This is a genomic window from Aquabacter cavernae (genome assembly GCF_003993795.1).
GTDB lineage: Bacteria > Pseudomonadota > Alphaproteobacteria > Rhizobiales > Xanthobacteraceae > Aquabacter > Aquabacter cavernae.
Genome location: NZ_RWKV01000011.1, coordinates 12,177 through 32,727, shown reverse-complemented (window position 1 = coordinate 32,727; position 20,551 = coordinate 12,177). Strand labels below are relative to the sequence as shown.

Below are 20,551 nucleotides of genomic sequence, written 5' to 3'. Positions count from 1 at the left end.
GTGACGGGCGCAGGCCCGTCCGGCACGACGCCTTGGTAGACCAGCCGGTTACGGGTTCATAGAGAGGGCCCGCCAATGCGGGGGGCGACGCGCATATAAGGTGCGTGTCGAAGGGAATTCTGTCCGCATTCTGTCGGATTGAATGTTTATTTTCCTAGATGTACCTTCGTCTTCCGCTTCGAGTCGCAAAGCAAGCGGATGTGGACCGGTTCGCGGCCGCCATTCGGCCGCCCCTCTCGTCGCTTCGCGTTGGAGCGCGATCCGATCGGATTGCATCGATCCGATGGGTGAATCGCCCTCTGAACACAAGACAGAGCACGTTCGGACGGCCTGATGGCCATGCCATCGGACCCGGGCGTGCCCTAGCTGGCAGGACCCGCATGCTCACCCACGGTCAGGTCTGGGGCGCACTTGACCGCCTCGCCACGCAGTATGGCCTTTCGGCCTCGGGCCTCGCCAAGCGCGCGGGGCTCGATCCCACGGCCTTCAACAAGTCCAAGCGCATCACCGCGGACGGGCGGCCGCGCTGGCCGTCCACCGAGAGCATCGCCAAGGTGCTGGCGGCCACCGGCGCGCGCATCGAGGACTTCACCCAGCTGCTGGACGGGCTCGCCCCGCCCGGCGCCGTGCCGCGCGGCGGGGGCATGGACGGCCTGCCCGCGGGCTTCGCGGAGGAGCCGCGCCCCACGGTGCGCGCCATTCCCCATATCGGCCTCGCCCAGGCGGGCAAGGGCGGCTATTTCGACGATGCCGGCTTTCCCGTGGGCGGCGGCTGGGACGAAATCCTGTTTCCCGCCGTGGAGGACGAACATGCCTATGCGCTGGAGATTTCCGGCGACAGCATGCAGCCGCTCTACCGGGAGGGAGACATCGTCATCGTCTCGCCGGGCGCCTCGGTGCGGCGCGGCGACCGGGTGGTGGTGAAGACCCGCGAGGGCGAGGTGCTGGCCAAGGAACTGGTGCGCAAGACCGCCAAGACCCTGGATTTGCGCTCCCTCAACGCCGCCTATGAGGACATCCAGCTTCCGCTGACCGACGTCGCCTGGATCGCCCGCATCGTCTGGGCGACGCAGTAGGGCCGTCGGCCCCGGTCTTCGACCGGCGCCGAGCGGGCTTCGCTCAAGCGCCGCGCGGGCTGTCGGCCCCGGTCCTCGACCAGTGTCGAGCCGCCCTACCCCTCCCGGATCAGCGCTTCCAGCGCCTCCAGCCGGTCCGCCTCGCGGGGCGGCTTGTCCCAGCGCAGGCGGGCGATGCGGGGGAAGCGCATGGCCACCCCCGAACGGTGCCGCGTGGAGCGAGCGAGCCCCTCGAACGCCACCTCCAGCACCAGCCCCTCGTCCGGCCCATGGGTCACTTCCCGCACCGGGCCGAAGCGATTGACCGTGTGGTTGCGCACGAAACGGTCGATCTCCTTCAATTCAGCGTCCGTGAAGCCGAAATAGGCCTTGCCCACGGGCACCAGCACATCCCCCTCCGGCCCCGCGCTCCAGACCCCGAACGTATAGTCGGAATAATAGGAAGAGCGCTTGCCGTGCCCGCGCTGGGCATACATGAGCACCGCATCCACCGTGTGGGGATCGCGCTTCCATTTCCACCAGGGCCCCTTGGGGCGACCGGGCACATAAAGGCTGTCCACGCGCTTCAGCATGACGCCTTCAACGGCATCCGCATCCGGCCCCGCCCCGGCCGAGGCCGGGTCCGCGCGGGCGGCGGCCAGTTCCTCCCAATCGGCAAAGGGAATGACGGGCGAGAGGTCGAGCCGCGCAGCGGCAGGGTCCACGCCGCCGAGGCGCGCCACCAGGGCTTCGAGCCGCACCCGGCGCTCAGCGAAGGGCCGCTCGCGCAAATCCTCGCCATCCTCCACCAGCAGATCATAGGCCCGCACATGGGCGGGAAAGTCCTTCAGCATGCGCGGGGTCACGCTTTTGCGGTTCAGCCGCTGCTGGAGCACGTTGAAGGACTGGACGCGCCCGTCCTTGCGCACCAGCAATTCGCCGTCCAGGGCGCCGGAAAAGTCCAGCGCCTCCGCAAGGTCCGGGAAGGTGGCGGAAATGTCCTCGCCCGTGCGGCTGTAGAGGCGCACATGGTGCACGCCATCCTCCCCGCGCCCGGCCACCACCTGCACCCTTATGCCGTCCCATTTCCATTCCGCCGAGAAATCGGCGGGGTCGAGCCCGGCGAAATCCTCCGGCTCCAAGGCGTGGGCCAGCATGACCGGTCGGAACGGCACGGGATCGTTGGTCTCAGGCCGCTCCGCCCGCCCCTCCACCCAGGCGAACAGGTCCGCATAGGGCGGCGTGAGGCCGGGCCAGACCAGCTCCACCTCGTCCGGCGGCAGATCGCCGAGGCGCGCCACCGCCGTCTTGGCGAGGCGGGCGGAGGCGCCCACCCGCATGGAACCGGTGATCAGCTTCAGCAGCGCCCACCGCCCGGTATCGTCGAGCCCATCCAGCCAGGCGGCGAGGCGGGCAGGCAAATCGCGCTTGGGCGTTTCCGCGAGCCCTTCCACGATCTCGGAGAGAAGCGGCGCATGGTTGGGCCGCATATGGGCGGGCGGGGCGGGCCACATGAGGGCCACCGTCTCGGACAGATCGCCCACATAATCATAGGACAGCGCGAACAGGACCGGGTCGGCCCGCTCCATGATGAGGGTGCGCACGAGGCCGGGCTTGGCATTGGCGAAGGACAGCGCGCCGGTGAGCGCCGCCAGGGCGTAGCCGCGCTCCGGGTCCGGCGTCGCGCGGAAATAGTCCGCCATGAGCCGCACCTTGGCATTGCGGCCGGGCTCATAGGCGAGGCGGTCGAGAAACGCGGCGAAGCGGTTCATGAGGCCTCGCTTTCCGGCGCGGGCGGCGTGTCCTCGCCCTCCTCCTCGCCATAGCCCACCATATGGAGCGGACGGGCTTTCAGGCCGTGCGTCCCGGCCCAATGCACCAAAGCCTCCTCCGCCCCATGGGTCACCCACAGTTCCGAGCAGCCGGTGGCGGCGATGGAGGCGATGAGGCCGTCCCAGTCCGCATGGTCCGAGATCACCAGCGGCAGCTCGATGCCCCGCTGGCGGGCCCGCGCCCGCACGCGCATCCAGCCGGACGCAAAAGCCGTGACCGGCTCAGGGAAACGGCGCGACCACAGATCGGTGATGGCGGAGGGCGGGGCCACCACCACCGCGCCCGCAAGCTCCGCCTTCGAGGCGCCGGTGGCGGGGCGCACGTCGCCCAAGGGGATGCCTTGCGTCTCGTAATAGGCGGTGATGGCGGTGAGCGCGCCATGGATGAAGATGGGCGCCTCATGGCCCGCCTCCCTGAGCAGCGCCATGACGCGCTGCGCCTTGCCCAGCGAATAGGCCCCGACAATATGCGCGCGCTCGGGAAAGACCGCGAGCGAGTTCAACAGCTTGGCCGTTTCAGTGGCGGCCGGGGGATGGCGGAAGACCGGCAGGCCGAACGTCGCCTCCGAAATGAAGACATCGCAGGGCACCGGCTCGAACCGCGCGCAGGTGGGGTCGGCCGCGTCCTTGTAGTCTCCCGAGGCGACGATGGTGAGGCCGCGCCAGGACAGCGCCATCTGGGCCGAGCCCAGCACATGGCCCGCCGGATGCGCGGTGATGCGCACCCGGCCCACCTCCACGCTCTCCCCATAGGCGATGGCCTGTGTCGAGCCGGCAAAATTCTCGCCGTAGCGAATGGCCATGAGGTCCAGGGTCTCGCGGGTGGCGAGCACATGGCCGTGGCCGGCGCGGGCATGGTCGGAATGGCCGTGCGTGATCACCGCGCGGGGCACCGCGCGGACCGGATCGATATAAAAATCCCCCACCGGGCAGTGGAGACCCCGGGGCGTGGGGCGCAGCAGGTCTTCCGGGCGCATGTCCCGACCTATATGGGGGATGGGCTTCGTTTCGCGAGAGGTCATGTCCAGCATCCTCACCCAGTCATCCGGCGACCCGGCGCTCGACCGCCGCCTGGAATGGGCGCGTGCCTATCTGTCGGACGGCGAGGCCGAGGCGGCCGAAGGCATGCTGGCGGACCTCGTCGCCGAGGCGCCCCGGTTCCGCGCGGCCTGGTTCCTGCTGGCCGAGGCGCGGGAGGCGAAGGGCGATACGGACGGCGCTGCAACCGCCTATCAGGCGGTGCTCGACCAGGACCGGCAAGATGCGCTGGGCGCGCGGGCCCGCCTTGCACGGCTGGGACGCGGCGAGGCGAAGGGTGCCCTCTCCCCGGCCTTCGTGCAGAGCCTGTTCGACCAATATGCCCCCCGCTTCGACACCGCCTTGCGGGAGGGCCTTGCCTATCGCGGCCCGGAACTGCTGGTGGAGGCGCTGCGCGCCACCGTTGCGCGCCCGGCCTATGACCGCATCCTGGACCTCGGCTGCGGAACCGGGCTCGCGGCCCCGCTGCTGGCACCTCTGGGCAGTCCGCTCATCGGCGTGGACCTCTCCCCGGGAATGGTGCGGCAGGCGGAGGCGCTGGGCCTCTATGACGGCCTGCATGTGGCTGACATGGCGGCGTTTCTCGCGGGCGAGGCGACGGCAAGCGCCGATCTCATCCTGGCGGCGGACGCGCTCTGCTATCTCGACGACCTCGCCCCGGTCTTCTCCGCCGCCCGCCGCGTGCTGCGGCAGGATGGGTGCCTCGCCTTCACGGTGGAGACCCATGACGGGGACGGCATGATCCTGCGCGACACGCTGCGCTATGCCCATGGGGCGCCGCTGGTGCGGCAGGCCCTGGCCGATGCGGGCTTCGTGGTGCGCCTGCTCCAGCCCGCCGCCACCCGCACGGAAAAGGGCGTGCCGGTGCCGGGTCTCGTCTGCGTGGCGGGATAAAGCGCTCTGTCAGCCCACCGCCGCCGGGTCCAGGGCGAGGCGCGCATAGACGTCGAACACGCCCATCTCCCCTTCCCCGCCCCGCGCGGCCACGAACTGGTCGGGGCGCACCAGCACCCAGCCGGGCGCGGTGAAGCCGTAGCGCTCCAGCACCTCCGGCTCGGTGCCCATGTCGATCACGTCCAGAGCGGGGCCGTAGCGGCGCGCGGCGGCGCGCAGGTCTGCATGGGCGCAAGGCGGCCCGAACAGGAGCAGCGAATGCTGGGTGGCCGACAGGAAGGACCAGAGCGACCAGCCCTCCCGGCTCACCTCCTTCGCCCGGCCGCCTGCCGCAGGGCCGGTCCCGCCGCTGATGCGGTGGACGGCGGCATAGAGCGGCCCCGCCTCATAGGCGATGGCGGTCTCGGACATGGCCACCTGGATCTTGCGCCGCACGGCGGGAATGCGCGAGGCGATGGAGAGCAGCGCATCGCGCACCACGCGCGTCGCCTGCCCGTGGCTGGTCATGCCCAGGTGCATGGTGCGCGCCGCATTGGCCACCACTTCCCGCGCCACCGGGCGGCGTTCCGCCTCATAGCTTTCCAGCAGCGCCTCGCTGTCGCCGCGCCCGGACAGGATGGCGCCGATCTTCCAGCCGAGATTGAGCGCGTCCTGGATGCCGGTATTCATGCCCTGGCCGCCGGCGGGGCTGTGGATATGCGCCGCATCGCCCGCCAGGAAGACCCGGCCGCGCCGATAGGCGGCGGCGAGGCGCTCGTTCACCCGGAAGGCGGACAGCCAGGTGGGATCCTTCGCCACCACGCCGCGCGGGCCGCAGGCATCGAGATGGGCCTGGATCTCCGCCAGGGTCGGGGGTTCCTCGCCGGACGCCTCGTCCCGGATGGCGAAGGTGCGCCACACCCCGTCCACCACGGGGAACAGGGCCACCGAGCCCTTGGCGCTCCACCAGATATAGATGCAGGTGGGATCCAGCGGGCCGTCCATGCGGGTGTCGGAGAGGATGAAGGTCTCCGGCTCCGTATAGCCCTCGAACGGGATGTCCAGCTTGTGGCGCACCGTGCTGCGGGCGCCGTCGCAGCCGGCGAGGAAGGGCACGTCCAGGGTTTCGTCCCGTCCGTCGGGATGGCGCAGGGTGGCGCGCACGATGTCGTCGATCTGGTGGAAATCCACCAGCTCCACGCCGCGCTCCACCACGACGCCCGCGCGGGCGAGCCGCCCGGCGAGGATCTCCTCGGTGTGGGACTGGGGCAGGATGAGCGTGAAGGGGAAGGCGCTGTCCACGCCCTCGGCAATCTCCATGTCCGCAAGCTCATGGGCGCTGTCGCCCATATGCAGCCGCGTGAGGCGGATGCCCGCCGAGAGGAAGTCGTCCACGAGGCCCAGCCCCGCGAAGCCCTCCAGGCTGCCGCTCCACACCGCCAAGGCCTTGGAGACCGCGGCCGGTGCGGGAAGCTTGTCGATGATGCGGACGGGAATGCCCTGGAGATGGAGGGACGTGGCCAGCGTGAGGCCGGTGGGACCGGCTCCCGCAATGAGCACCGGAGGCGTCGTCTGCGGCATCTTTTCCCCCTGGGGCATGGGCGCGCCAGTAGAGCGGCGGCGGGCAGGCCGGTCAAGCGTCGGGGAAAGCGCGCCTCATGAGGCCCGGCAGCCGCGCCCCCTGGAGCGCGCCGCGCGCCGCCAGGAAGGCCAGGAAGGCGAGCCACAGTCCCTCATTGCCCAGCGGGCGCAGCAGCGCCCAGGCGGCGAAATAGATCACCAGCGACGCCAACATGAGGTTGCGCATGTCCCGCGACCAGAGGGCGCCGATATAGATGCCGTCGAACACATAGGCGAAGATGCCCACCAGCGGCAGCAGGACGGCGAAGATGAGGAAGCCCCGCGCCGCCTGCCGCACCTCCGGGCTGGTGGTCATGAGGTCGATGAGCATGGGGCCGAAGGCGAGATAGATCAGGCTCGCCACCAGCGCGCAGCCGAAGCCCCACAGCAGGACGAGGCGCAGTCCCCGCGCGAAGGCGGCGCGGTTGCGCGCGCCCACCGCCTGCCCGCAGACCTGCTCGGCGGCGGTGGCGAAGCCGTCGAGGAAATAGGCCGCCAGCAGCACCATGTTGTTGAGCAGCGCATTGGCCGCCAGCGTCACGTCGCCGGCCCGCGCGCCCTGGGCGGCGAAGAAGGAGAAGGCCAGCATGAGGGCGGCGGTGCGGATCATGATGTCCCGGTTCAGAACCAGGCATTCCTTCAGCGCCGCCTTGTCCAGCAGCACGACGCGCGGCACGGCGAGGCGATAGCCCAGAAGGCGCGCGCAGGCGAAAAGCCCCGCCGCGGCGCCCACCGCTTCCGCCATGAGGGTTCCCGCCGCCGAGCCCGCCACGCCCCAGCCGAGGCCGAGCACGAGGAAGATGGTGAGCGCCATGTTGAGGAGGCCGATGACCACCTGCAGCACCAGGGCATGGCCGGTGCGGGCGATGCCCGTGAGCCAGCCGGCCACCACATAATTGATGAAGGAGAAGGGCGCCGCCCAGATGCGCACGTCGAAATAGGCCGCGAGCGCGGCATCCACCTCCGGGCTCGCGCCCGCCAGCCTGAGAACCGCCAGCTTGATGGGCACCTGAAGCAGGATCAGGCCGAGCCCGCAGACGAGGCCGATGAGCAAGGCGCGCATGAGCACGGCCCGCTCCGACAGGCGGTCTCCGCGCCCGAGCGCCTGGGCGGCGAGGCCCACCGTGCCCATGCGCAGGAAGCCGAAGCCCCAGAACAGGAAATCGAAGGCCACCGCGCCCAAAGCCACGCCGCCGATGAGCGCGGCCGAGCCGAGGCGGCCCACCACTGCCGTATCCACGATGCCCAGGAGAGGCGTTGTGAGATGCGCCACCGTCATGGGCAGCGCGATGGCGAGCACCCGGCGGTGCGTCACCACATCGGGGCGAACGGGCATGTCGCGCATCAGCGGCGCAGGCCGCTGGACAGTCGCAGGATGAGCCAGAGGGGAATGACGATGACCGCCCCCAGCAGGAAATAGCCCCAGACGCTCTCAATGGCGCCGAAGCCGAGCTGGTAGAGGCCGAGGACGAGGCCCTTCAGGCTCTCGAAGATGTTGCGCGGGTCGATGCCCAGCGCCGCCATGATGACGCCGACGATGACCGAGAGCACCACGAGGCGCACCAGCACCATGGCGGGCGAGCCGCCCAGGAATCGCGAAAGCTGGTCGTTCGCCACCGGTCCACTCCGTCCAGCCGGGCAGCATGTGCCGCCCGGGTCGGGACGTGATTAGCACGCAGGAGAAGGCGGCGGAATGGCGCCTCAGCCGCGCGGCTGCGCGACGACGCGCAGATAGGGCTTCACCGTCTTCCAGCCCTCGGGGAACTTCTCCTTCGCCGCCGCGTCGGAAACGGACGGGACGATGATCACGTCCTCGCCCTGCTTCCAGTCGGCCGGGGTGGCCACCGCATGGCGGGCGGTGAGCTGGAGCGAATCCACCACGCGCAGGATTTCCTGGAAGTTGCGGCCCGTGCTCGCCGGATAGGTGAGGGTGAGCTTCAGCTTCTTGTCCGGCCCGATGACGAAGACCGAGCGCACGGTGGTGGTGTCGCTCGCATTGGGATGGATCAGGTCGTAGAGGTCGGAGACCTTGCGATCGCTGTCGGCGATGAGCGGGAAATTGAGCTGCGCGCCGGTGGCGAGCTTGATGTCATCCACCCAGGCCGGGTGGTTGGACAGGGTGTCCACCGACAGGCCGATCACCTTCACGTTGCGCGCGTCGAACTCGCCCTTCAGGTGCGCCACCTGGCCGAGTTCCGTCGTGCAGACCGGCGTGAAGTTCTTGGGATGCGAGAACAGGATGCCCCAGCTGTCACCGAGCCAGGAATGAAAGCTCACCGGGCCTTCGGTGGTCTCGGCGATGAAATCGGGAACCGTATCTCCAAGGCGCAGGGTCATCTCGCGCTCCATATTACGTAACAAGAATGGTATTTAGGATATTAAACAGACACATTCTATAAAACAAGTCGAACTTCTGTCCGGCCGCGCGACGCAGCGTCGTGGCCGGACGAAACACGACCGGCCACCATGTGCCTCCAAAGCCCCTTCCGGCACGCATGCCGGCCGGACTCAGTCCAGCTTTTCGCGGATCAAAGCGCGGGTCTCGGGAATGCCGTAGATCTGCACGAAGGAGCCGAAGCGCGGCCCCCGCTGCTCGCCCAGCAGCACCTGATAGATGGTGTTGAACCATTCCACCGAGATGCCCGGACGCTCGGGCGTGGCGCCCTTGGCCTTCAGGTCCTGATAGCGCGGAATGGGGCGCGCCACGTCATAGAGCGCGTTCTGGATCTCGTCCGCGCCGGCATCCTCCGGCAGGGTGCCGAGCGCGGCGTACAGCGCCTCCAGGGCGCCGCGCTCCACATCGTCGGGCGCGCGGAAGCGCTTGTTGGGCTCCACGAACGCCTTGAAGTAGCGCACCGCATAGACCACCAGCTCGGCGAGCTTGGGATGGGTCTGCGCCGACACGCCCGGCACATGGCGCCGCAGGAAGCCCCACAGCACGTCCTCCTCCACCGTGTTGGAGGCGGAGGCGAGGTTGAGCAGCATGGTGAAGGACACCGGCATGTCCACCTTGGGCGGATTGCCCGAATGGATGTGCCACACGGGATTGCCGAGGCGGCTCTTCCAGTCCTGGGTCTCGTAGCGGGCGAGGAAGTGGAAATACTCGTCCACCGCCTTCGGGATCACGTCGAAATGCAGCTTCTTGGCGGAGCGCGGCGACTGGAACATGTAGAGCGCGAGGCTCTCCGTGCTCGCATAGGTCAGCCATTCGTCGATGGTGAGGCCGTTGCCCTTGGACTTGGAGATCTTCTGGCCGTTCACATCCAGGAACAGCTCGTAGACATAATGCTCCGGCGGCTCGACACCCAGCACTTCGCAGATCTTGTCATAGACCGGCGCATTGGTCTGGTGGTCCTTGCCGAACATCTCGAAATCCACCCCGAGCGCGGCCCAGCGCGCGCCGAAGTCCGGCTTCCACTGCAGCTTCACGGCCCCGCCGGTGACGGGCAGCGTCTTGTCCACGCCGTCCTCGTCGGTGAAGGTGATGGTGCCCGCATCGGCATCCACCGCCTTCAGCGGCACATAGAGCACCCGGCCGCTCACCGGCGAGATGGGCAGGAAGGGGCTGTAGGTGGCCTGCCGCTCCTCACCCAGAGTGGGCAGCATGACCTCCATGATGGCGTCGTACTTCACGGCCGCCTGACGCAGCACGGCGTCCAGCTTGCCGGACTTGTAATAGTCGGTGGCGCTGGCGAATTCGTAGTCGAAGCCGAACGTGTCGAGGAAGCGCCGCAGCATGGCGTTGTTGTGGTCGCCGAAGCTGGCATAGCCGCCGCCGAACGGGTTGGGCACCACGGTCAGCGGCATCTGCAGATAGGGTTCGAGCGCGGCGCGGTCCGGCACGTTCTCCGGAATCTTGCGCATGCCGTCCATGTCGTCGGAGAAGCACAGGAGGCGCGTCTTCACCTTGCCTTCGGTGAGGATGTGGAAGGCGTGGCGCACCATGGTGGTGCGCGCCACCTCGCCGAACGTGCCGATATGGGGCAGGCCCGAGGGGCCGTAACCGGTCTCGAACAGAACCTCGTCCTTTGGCCGCCGCTTCAACCGCTCCACGATCTTGCGCGCTTCCTCGAACGGCCAGGCGGTCGCGGTCTCGGCGAGCGCACGCAGTTCGGGGGTGAGAGCAGGATCGGCGGACGGGACGGCGGTCATGGGTTCGAAGCTCCGGGAATGGGCGGCGACCTTAGAGCGCGATCCGTTGAGATGGAAGCAGACGGCTTCCATCTCAACACGGAATCAGGCGCCCGCCGCGCAGCCCGCCGCCCGGGCCTCACTTGCCCCCACGGCGGGCGAACGGAATCACCAGATGCACCATGGCCAGCACCATGACGGGCACCGCCAGCAAGGTCGTGCCCCAATGGGTCCAGCCGTCGGTCACGAGGGCCAGCGCTTCGAGGAGCACATTGATGAGCCCGTAGGCCCCGGCCATGAGGATGCCGAGGAAGCGCAGATGGGTGAGCAAGGCGAGCGGAAACATGGCCGTGAACCTCCCCTGAACGGAACGGATCGTTTCGATTGAGATTTGATATATACGATCCGTTTCGATAAGCAAGAGGGAGAGGGAGAACGAGAGCACCATGTCGGACGAGCAGCCGAAGGCCGGGCGCCGGGCCTCCATCGGCGCGCGGCGCAATCCGGCGGCGGAGGCGGCCATCGTCGCCGCCGCCCGCGACCTGCTGGCCGAGCGCGGCTATGCGGGGTTTTCCTTCGAGGAAGTGGCGCGCCGCGCGGGGGCGGGCAAGCCCACCCTGTATCGCTGGTGGCCCACCAAGGCGGACCTGCTGGTGGAGGTCTATGCGGGCGAGAAGGCCGCCGTCATGCGCCCGCCCGACAACGGGCACCTGATCGAGGATCTCGTCTCCTATACGCGCGCACTCTGGTCCTTCTGGCGGGACACGCCCACGGGGCGCGCCTTCCGGGGCCTGATCGCGGAAGCCCAGTCCAGCCCCACCGCCCAGGTCACGTTGCGGGACAAGTTCCTGCCCGAGCGCCTGAAGGATGTGCGCGCCGTGTTCGAGCAGGCGGCGGCGCGCGGCGAGATCGATCCGGCCGCTATCGAGGACCTGATCGCCCTCTATATCGGCTTCAACTGGTTCCGCCTCCTCACCGGGCGCATCGAGGACGACCCGGCCGCCATTTCCCGCACCGCCCGCCTGCTGGCGACGGCGGGGGGGCCTCAATAGAAGCCGATGGGGAACCAGCGCAGGTAAAGGTCGGCATAGACGCCCTTCTCCCACACCCTCTGGAGGGCATAGTCGATGGCCCGGCGCAGCGCGGCATTGCCCGGCTTCACCGCCACGGCGAGCCCGTCGCCGAAATAGCGGCTCTCTGTGAAGGGGCCGCCCGCGAACACGCAGCAGCCCTCCGAGCCGGTGCCGTTGAGCCAGAGCGACAGGCTGATCCCGTCGCCGAACAGCAGGTCCACCTCGCCCTTGCGCAGCGCCTCGCGGGCGGCGGCCGCGTCGGGATAGGGCCGGATGCCCGCTTCCTTGAAGAAGTCCCGCAGATAGGCCTCGTGGGACGTGCCCCCCACCACGGCCACGGTGCGGTCCGCCACCTTGCCCGGCGTCACCTCGGCCGGCACGCTGCCCCGGCGGGCCACGAACCGGGCGGGCGTGCCCAGATAGCGCTCGGTGAAATCCGCCCTCTGCCGCGCGGCGGGCGTGGCCGCGAGGCCGGCAATGGCCGCGTCGCCCTTATTCTCCTCGATGTCGGGCAGAAGCGCGGCGAACGGCACCGCCTGGATGGAGCAGGTGGCCGACAGCTCGGCGCAGATGGCGCGGGCCAGGTCCAGGTTGAAGCCCATGAGGGCGCCGTCCGCCGCCAGGAAATTGAAGGGCGGGAAATCGTCGGTGGTCAGGAAGCGGATGGTGGTGGGCAGCTGGGCCGCGTCCGGCCGCTCCAGGCGCCGCTCCACGTTCCAGAAATTCGGCACATTCACCGGCACGGCCGGGGCCGGGCTGGTCTGGGCATGCGCGCCCGCGACCGAAAGTAGCAGATAAAACGCACCACACCACCAGGTCGCGCGTAGCCGCCTCAGAGGTTCCATCGTAGGGTTCAACCTCTCCGTGCAGAACCGAGGGTTCAGGGTGCATGTTGGGCGAGGCCGAACCCCGTCGCAAGGCGCTCCCCTTCCATACGCGCCCGAACCTGCCTGATCCAGAGCTTCCATCCGACCCGAGCCTTCCCGACGAACTGGCCGCTTTGCGGGGGCTGGTTCCGGAGGCGACCCTGCGCTGGGCGCGGCGCCGCGCGCGGCACGCGGGGGTCGGCGGAGACGAGGTGCTGCTCCAGGCCGGGATCGTGGATGCCGACCAGCTTGCGCAGGCCCATGCCCGCCATCTCGGCCTCCCGCTTGCCCCGACTGGCAGGCGGGACGCCCCGCCCCTTCTGCTTGCCCCGGAGCAGGCCCGCGACGCGCTGCGCACCGGCGTGGTCGCCGTGCGGGGCGAAAGCGGGCTCGGCTTCGTCATGGCGCCGCGTGGCAAGGCGGTTCGCAAACTTGCGGATGCCCTGAAAGAGGCGCCCCGCCCCGATCTGTCCCTCACGGCCCCCGAGCGGCTGCGCGGGCGCATCGCGGCCCTCGGCCGCGCCGCTTTGGCACGGGAGGCAGCCTTCGGCCTCGGCGCCCGGTCACCCCGGTTCAGCGCCACGAGCCTGCCGCGCGGCGTCACGCTCGGCGCCGTGCTGGCCTTCGCGGCGGTGAGCCTCGCGGCTTTGGGCTGGCTGGCGCCGGAGGGCCTCAGCCTGTGCGTGCTCACGGCCCTCTCCGTGGTGTTCCTCTGCGCCATGGGCCTGCGGCTCGCGGGATGCCTTGTGCCGGAGGCCATGGCGGCCCCCGCTCGGCTGGAGGACCGCGATCTGCCGGTCTACAGCCTGCTGGTGCCGCTCTACCGGGAGGCGACCATCGTCCCGCGCCTTGTGGCGGCGCTGCGGGCGCTGGACTATCCGCCGGAGAAGCTGGACATCAAGCTGGTGGTGGAGCCGGACGATGTGGAGACCCGGCGCGCCCTGAGGGCCGAGGCGCTTCCCGCCTGCTTCGAGATCCTCGTGGCGCCCATGGTGGGGCCGCGCACCAAGCCCAAGGCGCTGAACGCGGCCCTCCCCTTCGCGCGGGGCAGCTTCGTGGCGGTATTCGATGCGGAGGACATCCCCGCCCCCGGCCAGTTGCGCGCCGCATTGGAGGCGTTCGGGCGCGGAGGCCCGAACCTCGCCTGCGTCCAGGCGCGCCTCGTGGTGGAAAATGCCCGCGACAGCTGGATCGCGCGTCATTTCGCCATCGAATATTCAGCGCAGTTCGACGTGCTGCTGCCCGCCCTCGCGGCCATGCGCCTGCCCATCCTGCTGGGCGGCACCTCCAACCATTTCCGCCGCGGCGCCCTGGAGGCGGCGGGCGCGTGGGATGCCTTCAACGTGACCGAGGACGCCGATCTCGGCCTGCGGCTCGCACGCGCCGGGTGGGAGATCGACGTCATCGCCGCCGACACGCTCGAAGAGGCCCCGGTGCGGATGGGGGCGTGGCTGCGCCAGCGCACGCGCTGGATGAAGGGCTGGGCGCAGACCGTTCTGGTTCACGCCCGCGACCCGGCCACCCTCTTGCGCGAAATGGGACCGGCGCGCGCCTTCACGGCGGCCCTGCTCACCGCCGGGCCCTTCGTGGCCATGACCCTGCATCCCATCAGCCTCGCGGCCGTGATCCATCATTTCGCGGATGGCGGGCGGGAGATCGGCTCCATCGCCGAGACGGTGGCGCTCGCCTTGTCCTATGCCAATCTCCTGATCGGCTATGCCGCCGCCATCATCGTGAGCCTCGTGGGCCTCAAGCGGCGCGGGCGGCTGGCGGACGGGTGGATCCTGGCCACCCTGCCCGCTTACTGGCTGCTCCAGAGCCTTGCGGTGTGGTGCGCGCTGGTGGACCTCGTGCGCGACCCGCACCGCTGGGACAAAACCGAGCACGGCGTGGCGCGCACGCTGTCCCCCGCTCCCGTCAGAGCTGCTTCTTCAGATCCGCCGCCGCCTCGGCCGGCGGGCGCTTGGCGTTGAACGGCGCCAGGAAGTCGCCGTTCTTGTCCATGAGATAGACCAGGGCCGTGTGGTCCATGGTGTAGTCCCCGCCATTGAGCGGCACCTTGCGGGAATAGACGCGATACGCCGTCTTGGCCGCCTCTACCTGCTCCGGCGTGCCCGTCAGGCCCGTGAGCTGCGGGCTGAAGGAGGAGAGATAGGCCTTGAGCGCGTCGGGCGTGTCGCGCTCGGGATCCACGGTGACGAAGAAGGCCTGGACCTTGGACGCATCCGGCCCCAGGGCGTTGAAGATCTCGGACATCTCGAACAGCGCCGTGGGGCACACGTCCGGACAATGGGTGAAGCCGAAGAAGATCAGGCTCGGCTTGCCCTTCAGCGCCGCCTCGGTCACCGGCGCGCCGTTCTGGTTCACCAGTTGGAACGGCCCGCCCACGCCCGCCGTGCCCGTGACCGTGGTCGTGGGCGCCTTGGCGGACGGCAGCAGCGCGGTGGCCGCCACCAGCAGGATGAGCGCGCCGGAGGCGAAGGCCGAAAACAAGGCGATGATCTTGGTCCGGGGGGACATTCCGAATTCCTCTGCGCCGTCCGGGCGGAGGGCGATTGAAAGCTCAGGCCGATGGCGGAAGCGTGTCCGCAAGCCCGCGCTTTATATCATCGGCCCGGGCCGATGATCGACGCCATGGGGCAGGACCAAATGCCCACGGGGCGGCGGCGCCCGAACCCGCCTGTCAGAAGCAGGCGGCAAGGCCCGCCGACAGGGTCTCGAAGAAGACCGTCGTGCCGTTGCGCACCCACAGCAGCCCCGCGCCTGCGAGCAACAGCAAGACGACGAACCCCGCGCCGCCCACCGCGAGGGCGCGCAGCAGGCGCCCCTGCCCCGGCGCGGAGGCAGGGGGCAGAGCGGATGCGGGACCGGAACCTGGGCTGCCCATGGGAAGGATCACCGAACCGCCAGTCTTGAAGACCCGCCTAGTCTAGAGCGGTATCCCTCCGCGGGAAAGCGGGCGGACGGACCCGTGCTGCACGGCTCACCCGCGAGCCATGCCGTGCGCGGCGTTGACGGGCCAATTCGTCGCGCCTAACGTGAAAAAATGATGTGTTCCATGGGCAAAAGGCGTCCCCGCTCGGGGCATGCGCTGCGAATTCGCCGCCCGGTCGAGCTTCTCGGCCGGGACCGCTGACGCACGCCTGCCCTTCCCACTGGAACACGCTTATGTCCGCCCCCTTCCACGCGCCCCCCGGCGCGGCCCTGCGCTGCCTCATCGTCGAGGCCGAGCCCGACACCAATGCCCTTCTGCGCGTGCTGGAGCCGTTCGTGATCCATAACGTCCTTCCCGTCCGCATGGATACAGAATGTCCGGACGGGGCGGAGTGCCTGCGCGTCGCCATCCATTTCGCGGCGCCGGACGATCTGGCCGCCCGGCTGGAGGCCCGCCTCGCCACCATGGTGACGGTCCGCGCCGCGCACCTGCTGAGCATCGCGCTGGCGGACCGCACCGCCACGGAAGCCGCCTGAACCGCCTATGGTCGCCATCTTCGCCAATATCGCCATCATCATCCTGCCGGTCTTCGGCCTGGTGAGCATCGGCTTCCTCTCGGCGAAGGTGCGCCTCATCTCCGACAAGGCGTCGGACGGGCTGGCCGAATATGTGTTCAGCCTCGCCGTCCCGATCCTCATCTTCAAGACGCTGAGCGAATCCCGCCTGCCGGACGCCCAGCCCTGGGGCTATTGGATCGCCTATTTCGCGGGCGCCTTCGCGGTGTTCGGCATCTCCATGGTGCTGGCCCGAACCGCCTTCAAGCGCGGCCATACGGAAGCGGTGATCCACGGCTTCTCGGCGGGCCAGTCCAACACCGTCTTCATGGGCGTGCCGCTCATCCTCAATGCCTATGGCGAGGAAGGCGCGGTGCCGCTGTTCCTGCTCATCGCCATCCATCTGCCGGTGATGCTGGTGGCCGCCACGCTGCTGGTGGAGGGCAATGCGGGCCTTTCGCTCAACACCCTGAAGCGGCTCGGCAAGGCGCTGGCGCTGAACCCCATCCTGCTGGGCATCTATGCGGGCGCCATCGGCAAGGTGCTGGATATCCAGGCCGGGGGTGTGGTGAAGCAGATCCTCGACCTCGTGGCCGCCTCCGCCTCACCCTGCGCGCTCATCTCGCTGGGGCTGGCGCTGAACCGCTACGGTATCTCCGGCGACTTCAAGGCGAGCGCCTCCATCGCCTTCCTCAAGCTGGTGGTCCATCCCGCTCTGGTGTTCGTCCTGGCACTGCTGCTGCCCATGCCGCCGGTGTGGGCGGGCGTGGCGGTGCTGTTCGCCGCCATGCCGTGCGGCATCAACGCCTATCTGCTGGCCCAGCGCTACGGGATCGGGGTGAAGACCTCGTCGAGCGCGGTGTCGCTCTCCACCGCGGTCGGTTTCGTGACCATCGCCTTCTGGCTGTTCCTGCTGGACGCGGGCTGAACCGCCCGCTCAGGAGGCCGGCGTCTCCACCTGGCGCGCGCTGCGCGCGTTTTTCGGCGGCAGGTTGATCAGGCGGCGGATGTCGTCCGGCAGCGCGCCCGTGGTGCGGAACGTGGCGAGGCTGCGCGCGCCGCTGCTCTTGGAGAGCTTGCGCCCGTCAATGTCCAGGATCAGCCGGTGGTGGTGATAGACCGGCGCCGGAAGCCCCAGCAGCACCTGCAGCAGGCGGTGGATGGACGTGGCGTGGAACAGGTCGCGCCCGCGCACCACATGGCTGATCTTCTGGGCGGCATCGTCCAGCACCACGGCGAGGTGGTAGCTGGCGGGCGTATCCTTGCGCGCCAGAACCACGTCGCCCCAGGCCAGCGGATCGGCGGTGACGGCGGCGGGGCGCCCCAGCGGGTTGCCCTGCGCCTCCTCCCACTGGAGCGACCCCACCAGCCCCACGGCGCGGGCCATGTCGAGGCGCAGCACATGGGGCTCCCCCGCCTCCCGGCGGCGGGCGCGCTCCTCGTCGGGGATCTCCTGGCGGCGGAAGGGATAGATGGGCGTCCCGTCCGGATCGCGCGGCCAGGGGCCCGCCAGTTCGCGGGAAATCACCGCGCGGGAAATCTCGGCCCGGCTCTCGAAGGCCGGATAGATCAGCCCCTCCGCCTCCAGCTTGGCGAGGGCGGCGGCATAAAAGGAAAAATTGTCCGACTGGCGGGTGGGCGGCTCGCTGGGCGGGCAGCCGAGCCAGTCCAGGTCGTCCAGGATGCCCGCCTCGAATTCCGAGCGCGCGCGTTCCGTGTCGATGTCCTCAATCCGCACCAGGAAGCGCCCGCCCGCCTTTTCGGCGGCACGATGATTCAGGAGCGCCGAATAGGCGTGGCCGAGATGGAGCGGCCCGTTCGGGCTCGGGGCAAACCGGCAGACGAAAGACATGGGTGTGGCGCTTTCCTCGAAGCGATGACGCGGGCGCAAGGATGGCCCAGGATGGACTGCGATTCCATCACGGGCGACCCCGCAAAGGCGGCCCGATCGGCAGGAGATGCTGCCATTCTGGACCTATCCGAACCGCGCCTGACCGATCAGGCCGTCTTCGACGACGCCCTCGACCGTCTGGTGGCGCAGGACGAGCGCCTCGTCCCCCTGCTCGCGGAGGCGGGACACCTCACCTTGCGGCGTCGGGCGCCCGGCTTTGCCGGCCTCGCCGCCATCGTCATCGCCCAGCAGGTGTCGGTGGCCGCCGCGCGCGCCATCGAGGGCCGGGTCACCGTCGGCTTGGGCGGCACTCTCACCGCGCATGCCATTCTGGCGGCGGAGCCCGGCGCCCTCAGGGTGGCGGGCCTCTCGGCGCCCAAGGTGCGCACCCTCACGGGCATCGCCCAGGCATTGCGCGACGGCATTGTGGATCTCGACGCGCTGGAGGCCATGGAGGCGGACGCGGCCGCCGCCTATCTCACCCGCCTGCCGGGCATCGGCACCTGGAGCGCGGACATCTATCTGCTGTTCTGCCTGGGCCGGGGCGACGCCTTCGCGCCGGGTGACCTCGCCTTGCAGGTGGCGGCGGGGGAGGCGTTCGGCCTGCCGGGACGGGCGAGCCCCTTGGGCCTTGCCGCCATCGCCGAGGACTGGCGCCCGCTCAGGGGCGTGGCGGCCCATCTGCTCTGGGCCTATTACGGCGCACGCCGCCGCCGCGAGGGAGCACCGGGCTGACATGAGCATGCACGATCTGGACGGACCCCGGCTTGCGCCCCGATCCGGCGAGGCCAACGCGCTGGTGGTTCTGCTGCACGGCTATGGCGCCGACGGGCGGGACCTCATCGACCTGGCCGAGGAGTTCGGGGGTCGGCTTCCCCACGCGGCCTTCGTCGCGCCCCATGCGCCCGAGCCCTGTGCCCAGGCCCCCGTGGGGCGGCAATGGTTCGCGCTGGATGATCTCGACCTGCGCAGCCTCGCCCTCGGCGTCACCGCCGCCGCGCCCGCCTTGGAGCGGTTCCTCGCGGCGGAAGGCGCCCGCTGGGGCGTGCCGCCGCATCGCGTGGCCCTGCTGGGCTTCAGCCAGGGCGCCATGATGGCGCTGGGCGTGATGGGGCGCCTCGCCGTGCCCCCGGCGGCGGTCATCGGGCTGTCCGGCCTGTGGGCGGGCCCCCGCCCGGAAACGCCGCCCGCCGCCCCGCCTCCCATCTGCCTGATCCACGGGACGCAGGACGAGGTGGTTCCGGTGGAAGCCCTGTTCTCCTCCGCCATGGGCCTCATGGGAGCGGGCTTTCCGGCGGAATGGCACCTGTGCCCCGGCCTCGGGCACGGAATAGACGGGCGCGGCCTCGCCATTACCGGGGACTTTCTGGCCCGCACTCTGGCCGGGAACCCTTGAGCCGGCTCAGTCGAATCACGCAGAACGCTTCACAAGACTGACACGGTCCATATAGAGTATCGGCGCGCGCCGGGTGGGCTGCTGGTCGATTCGGCGCGGAAGGGTGAGGAGTTCCGACCCTTGACGGCAGCCGTATCTCCAGGTGCTTGGCCGGCTCTCGTGCTCAATGCGGATTACCGCCCGTTGAGCTACTATCCTCTGTCTGTCTGGTCCTGGCAGGATGCCATCAAGGCGGTCTTCCTCGACCGCGTGAATATCGTCGAATATTACGACAAGGCGGTACGAAGTCCCGGGTTCGAGATCCGGCTTCCCAGCGTGGTGTCGCTGCGCACCTTCGTCAAACCCGCGCGCCACCCCGCCTTCACCCGCTTCAACGTCTTCCTGCGCGACCGCTTCACCTGCCAATATTGCGGCTCGCGCGAGGATCTGACCTTCGATCATCTCATTCCCCGCGCCCGGGGCGGCCAGACCACCTGGGAAAACGTGGTGGCGGCCTGCTCGCCCTGCAATCTGCGCAAGGGCAGCGCCATGCCGGGCGACCTGGGCATGTGGCCCGCCCAGATGCCCTACGCCCCCACCGTGCACGATCTGCACCAGAACGGGCGCCAATTCCCCCCCAATTACCTGCACCAGAGCTGGCTCGACTATCTCTACTGGGACACCGAACTGGATCCGTAGACAACAGGCTCTGGAGGCCGCTCAGACCGCCGGACGGCCGCCCGAACGGGCGCCGAACACCGCCAGCGCGGAGAGCGCGGCCGCGACCAGCACGTTCCAGCCGGCCATGGAAATTCCGAACAGCCGCCACGCCGCCTCGTCGCAGCGCGGCACATGGGCGGTTTTCAGGGCGGACATAATGTCGCTGATCGCAGCGGGGGCGCTGCCGCTGCAGGTGGTCGGCCCCTGCCAGAAATGCCACTCGATGCCCGCGTGATACACGCCCAGCAGGGCATTGCCCGCCATCAGGAGCGCGATCACCCAAAGACCCGCCCGGGCCAGCCCCGGCCGGCCCCGCGCCGAGAGAACGGCGAGAATCAAGGTCAGCGGAACTGCCACATAATAGGGAATCCGCTGGTCGAGACACAGCGGGCAGGGTGTCAGGCCGATGACAAGCTGAAAGTACCAGGCGGCCGCGAGCGTCGCGGCGGAACCGAGCGCCAGGAGCGCGCAGACGACCGTCGGGGAGCGGAGTTGCATCGGCGTCTCAATATCATAGGACAGATGGGGCACGCGATACCGGGTTCGTACGGACCCGTCCTCTCACATTCAAGGCATTGGCGCTGCTGG

Annotated in this window: 22 protein-coding genes; 9 read left to right on the top strand and 13 right to left on the bottom strand. The window is 69.4% G+C overall.

Features of this window, described 5'->3' with window-relative positions:
- Positions 1-380 precede the first annotated feature (380 nt).
- On the top strand, positions 381-1,076 hold the full coding sequence (locus EJJ38_RS13045) for a S24 family peptidase (protein ID WP_127090585.1): 696 nt from the start codon (positions 381-383) through the stop codon (positions 1,074-1,076).
- Positions 1,077-1,171: 95 nt separating this feature from the next.
- Here the strand turns inward: EJJ38_RS13045 and EJJ38_RS13040 are convergent, their stop codons facing one another.
- Positions 1,172-2,827 (bottom strand): cisplatin damage response ATP-dependent DNA ligase, encoded by a 1,656-nt coding sequence (locus EJJ38_RS13040; protein ID WP_127090584.1) that lies wholly within the window; start codon positions 2,825-2,827, stop codon positions 1,172-1,174.
- On the bottom strand, positions 2,824-3,864 hold the full coding sequence (locus tag EJJ38_RS13035) for a ligase-associated DNA damage response exonuclease (protein WP_127090618.1): 1,041 nt from the start codon (positions 3,862-3,864) through the stop codon (positions 2,824-2,826). Before EJJ38_RS13035 ends, EJJ38_RS13040 begins: the two co-directional genes overlap by 4 nt.
- A gap of 43 nt (positions 3,865-3,907) precedes the next feature.
- Here EJJ38_RS13035 and EJJ38_RS20790 point away from each other — a divergent pair, with 43 nt between their 5' ends.
- Positions 3,908-4,819, top strand: coding sequence for a methyltransferase domain-containing protein (locus EJJ38_RS20790; protein ID WP_127090583.1), 912 nt, complete (start codon positions 3,908-3,910; stop codon positions 4,817-4,819).
- A gap of 9 nt (positions 4,820-4,828) precedes the next feature.
- Here EJJ38_RS20790 and EJJ38_RS13025 read toward each other — a convergent pair whose 3' ends face one another.
- The 6 genes from EJJ38_RS13025 to EJJ38_RS13000 all read right to left on the bottom strand — a co-directional run bounded on the left by EJJ38_RS13025 (position 4,829) and on the right by EJJ38_RS13000 (position 10,895).
- A complete protein-coding gene (locus tag EJJ38_RS13025; RefSeq protein WP_164738500.1) occupies positions 4,829-6,379 on the bottom strand; it encodes an FAD-dependent monooxygenase in 1,551 nt (516 codons plus the stop codon).
- Between the two features lie 52 nt (positions 6,380-6,431).
- Complete coding sequence (locus tag EJJ38_RS13020) at positions 6,432-7,754, bottom strand: MATE family efflux transporter (RefSeq protein ID WP_127090581.1); 1,323 nt, start codon at positions 7,752-7,754, stop codon at positions 6,432-6,434.
- 8 nt (positions 7,755-7,762) lie between these two features.
- Entirely contained in the window at positions 7,763-8,035 is a 273-nt protein-coding gene (locus EJJ38_RS13015) for a DUF6460 domain-containing protein (RefSeq protein ID WP_127090580.1), read from the bottom strand.
- An 84-nt stretch (positions 8,036-8,119) separates the two neighbouring features.
- Complete coding sequence (locus EJJ38_RS13010; protein ID WP_127090579.1) at positions 8,120-8,755, bottom strand: peroxiredoxin; 636 nt, start codon at positions 8,753-8,755, stop codon at positions 8,120-8,122.
- 171 nt (positions 8,756-8,926) lie between these two features.
- Positions 8,927-10,570 carry a lysine--tRNA ligase gene (locus tag EJJ38_RS13005; protein WP_127090578.1) on the bottom strand — a complete coding sequence of 548 codons (1,644 nt, stop codon included), beginning with the start codon at positions 10,568-10,570 and terminating at the stop codon, positions 8,927-8,929.
- Positions 10,571-10,688: 118 nt separating this feature from the next.
- Positions 10,689-10,895, bottom strand: coding sequence for a hypothetical protein (locus EJJ38_RS13000; RefSeq protein ID WP_127090577.1), 207 nt, complete (start codon positions 10,893-10,895; stop codon positions 10,689-10,691).
- A gap of 100 nt (positions 10,896-10,995) precedes the next feature.
- Here EJJ38_RS13000 and EJJ38_RS12995 point away from each other — a divergent pair, with 100 nt between their 5' ends.
- Positions 10,996-11,601, top strand: a complete 606-nt coding sequence (locus EJJ38_RS12995) for a TetR/AcrR family transcriptional regulator (protein WP_127090576.1) — start codon at positions 10,996-10,998, stop codon at positions 11,599-11,601.
- Here EJJ38_RS12995 and EJJ38_RS12990 read toward each other — a convergent pair.
- A complete protein-coding gene (locus EJJ38_RS12990; RefSeq protein WP_127090575.1) occupies positions 11,595-12,467 on the bottom strand; it encodes a transporter substrate-binding domain-containing protein in 873 nt (290 codons plus the stop codon). The genes EJJ38_RS12995 and EJJ38_RS12990 overlap by 7 nt on opposite strands.
- 44 nt (positions 12,468-12,511) lie before the next feature.
- Here EJJ38_RS12990 and EJJ38_RS12985 point away from each other — a divergent pair, with 44 nt between their 5' ends.
- Positions 12,512-14,461, top strand: a complete 1,950-nt coding sequence (locus tag EJJ38_RS12985) for a glycosyltransferase (protein ID WP_127090574.1) — start codon at positions 12,512-12,514, stop codon at positions 14,459-14,461.
- On the opposite strand, the gene EJJ38_RS12980 is transcribed toward EJJ38_RS12985, so the two are convergent.
- Positions 14,406-15,008 carry an SCO family protein gene (locus EJJ38_RS12980; protein WP_127090573.1) on the bottom strand — a complete coding sequence of 201 codons (603 nt, stop codon included), beginning with the start codon at positions 15,006-15,008 and terminating at the stop codon, positions 14,406-14,408. The two genes, EJJ38_RS12985 and EJJ38_RS12980, sit on opposite strands and share 56 nt — an antisense overlap.
- 163 nt (positions 15,009-15,171) lie before the next feature.
- Positions 15,172-15,375, bottom strand: coding sequence for a hypothetical protein (locus EJJ38_RS12975; protein WP_127090572.1), 204 nt, complete (start codon positions 15,373-15,375; stop codon positions 15,172-15,174).
- Positions 15,376-15,656: 281 nt separating this feature from the next.
- On the opposite strand from EJJ38_RS12975, the gene EJJ38_RS12970 reads away from it, so the two are divergent.
- Both EJJ38_RS12970 and EJJ38_RS12965 read left to right on the top strand, forming a co-directional pair.
- On the top strand, positions 15,657-15,959 hold the full coding sequence (locus tag EJJ38_RS12970) for a hypothetical protein (protein ID WP_127090571.1): 303 nt from the start codon (positions 15,657-15,659) through the stop codon (positions 15,957-15,959).
- A 7-nt stretch (positions 15,960-15,966) separates the two neighbouring features.
- Positions 15,967-16,905: an AEC family transporter gene (locus EJJ38_RS12965; RefSeq protein ID WP_127090570.1), complete on the top strand. Its 939-nt coding sequence runs from the start codon at positions 15,967-15,969 to the stop codon at positions 16,903-16,905.
- 9 nt (positions 16,906-16,914) lie between these two features.
- Here EJJ38_RS12965 and gluQRS read toward each other — a convergent pair whose 3' ends face one another.
- On the bottom strand, positions 16,915-17,829 hold the full coding sequence (gene gluQRS, locus EJJ38_RS12960; RefSeq protein WP_127090569.1) for a tRNA glutamyl-Q(34) synthetase GluQRS: 915 nt from the start codon (positions 17,827-17,829) through the stop codon (positions 16,915-16,917).
- Between the two features lie 51 nt (positions 17,830-17,880).
- Here gluQRS and EJJ38_RS12955 point away from each other — a divergent pair, with 51 nt between their 5' ends.
- The 3 genes from EJJ38_RS12955 (at position 17,881) to EJJ38_RS12945 (ending at position 19,942) form a co-directional block, all read left to right on the top strand.
- Complete coding sequence (locus EJJ38_RS12955) at positions 17,881-18,603, top strand: DNA-3-methyladenine glycosylase family protein (protein WP_245454238.1); 723 nt, start codon at positions 17,881-17,883, stop codon at positions 18,601-18,603.
- A gap of 1 nt (position 18,604) precedes the next feature.
- Positions 18,605-19,264 carry an alpha/beta hydrolase gene (locus tag EJJ38_RS12950; protein WP_338021873.1) on the top strand — a complete coding sequence of 220 codons (660 nt, stop codon included), beginning with the start codon at positions 18,605-18,607 and terminating at the stop codon, positions 19,262-19,264.
- A gap of 120 nt (positions 19,265-19,384) precedes the next feature.
- Complete coding sequence (locus tag EJJ38_RS12945) at positions 19,385-19,942, top strand: HNH endonuclease (protein WP_127090568.1); 558 nt, start codon at positions 19,385-19,387, stop codon at positions 19,940-19,942.
- Positions 19,943-19,963: 21 nt separating this feature from the next.
- Here the strand turns inward: EJJ38_RS12945 and EJJ38_RS12940 are convergent, their stop codons facing one another.
- Positions 19,964-20,461: a disulfide bond formation protein B gene (locus EJJ38_RS12940; RefSeq protein ID WP_127090567.1), complete on the bottom strand. Its 498-nt coding sequence runs from the start codon at positions 20,459-20,461 to the stop codon at positions 19,964-19,966.
- Positions 20,462-20,551 lie beyond the last annotated feature (90 nt).

Coding starts and splice junctions, on each gene's coding strand:
- EJJ38_RS13025 (WP_164738500.1), bottom strand. CDS start 6,379: ATGCCGCAGACGACGCCTCCGGTGCTCATTGCGGGAGCCGGTCCCACC.
- EJJ38_RS13010 (WP_127090579.1), bottom strand. CDS start 8,755: ATGACCCTGCGCCTTGGAGATACGGTTCCCGATTTCATCGCCGAGACC.
- EJJ38_RS12950 (WP_338021873.1), top strand. CDS start 18,605: ATGAGCATGCACGATCTGGACGGACCCCGGCTTGCGCCCCGATCCGGC.
- EJJ38_RS12990 (WP_127090575.1), bottom strand. CDS start 12,467: ATGGAACCTCTGAGGCGGCTACGCGCGACCTGGTGGTGTGGTGCGTTT.
- EJJ38_RS20790 (WP_127090583.1), top strand. CDS start 3,908: ATGTCCAGCATCCTCACCCAGTCATCCGGCGACCCGGCGCTCGACCGC.
- EJJ38_RS12965 (WP_127090570.1), top strand. CDS start 15,967: ATGGTCGCCATCTTCGCCAATATCGCCATCATCATCCTGCCGGTCTTC.
- EJJ38_RS13035 (WP_127090618.1), bottom strand. CDS start 3,864: ATGCGCCCGGAAGACCTGCTGCGCCCCACGCCCCGGGGTCTCCACTGC.
- EJJ38_RS13005 (WP_127090578.1), bottom strand. CDS start 10,570: ATGACCGCCGTCCCGTCCGCCGATCCTGCTCTCACCCCCGAACTGCGT.
- gluQRS (WP_127090569.1), bottom strand. CDS start 17,829: ATGTCTTTCGTCTGCCGGTTTGCCCCGAGCCCGAACGGGCCGCTCCAT.
- EJJ38_RS12975 (WP_127090572.1), bottom strand. CDS start 15,375: ATGGGCAGCCCAGGTTCCGGTCCCGCATCCGCTCTGCCCCCTGCCTCC.
- EJJ38_RS13020 (WP_127090581.1), bottom strand. CDS start 7,754: ATGCCCGTTCGCCCCGATGTGGTGACGCACCGCCGGGTGCTCGCCATC.
- EJJ38_RS12995 (WP_127090576.1), top strand. CDS start 10,996: ATGTCGGACGAGCAGCCGAAGGCCGGGCGCCGGGCCTCCATCGGCGCG.
- EJJ38_RS13045 (WP_127090585.1), top strand. CDS start 381: ATGCTCACCCACGGTCAGGTCTGGGGCGCACTTGACCGCCTCGCCACG.
- EJJ38_RS12955 (WP_245454238.1), top strand. CDS start 17,881: ATGGACTGCGATTCCATCACGGGCGACCCCGCAAAGGCGGCCCGATCG.
- EJJ38_RS12970 (WP_127090571.1), top strand. CDS start 15,657: ATGTCCGCCCCCTTCCACGCGCCCCCCGGCGCGGCCCTGCGCTGCCTC.
- EJJ38_RS13000 (WP_127090577.1), bottom strand. CDS start 10,895: ATGTTTCCGCTCGCCTTGCTCACCCATCTGCGCTTCCTCGGCATCCTC.
- EJJ38_RS12985 (WP_127090574.1), top strand. CDS start 12,512: ATGTTGGGCGAGGCCGAACCCCGTCGCAAGGCGCTCCCCTTCCATACG.
- EJJ38_RS12980 (WP_127090573.1), bottom strand. CDS start 15,008: ATGTCCCCCCGGACCAAGATCATCGCCTTGTTTTCGGCCTTCGCCTCC.
- EJJ38_RS12940 (WP_127090567.1), bottom strand. CDS start 20,461: ATGCAACTCCGCTCCCCGACGGTCGTCTGCGCGCTCCTGGCGCTCGGT.
- EJJ38_RS13040 (WP_127090584.1), bottom strand. CDS start 2,827: ATGAACCGCTTCGCCGCGTTTCTCGACCGCCTCGCCTATGAGCCCGGC.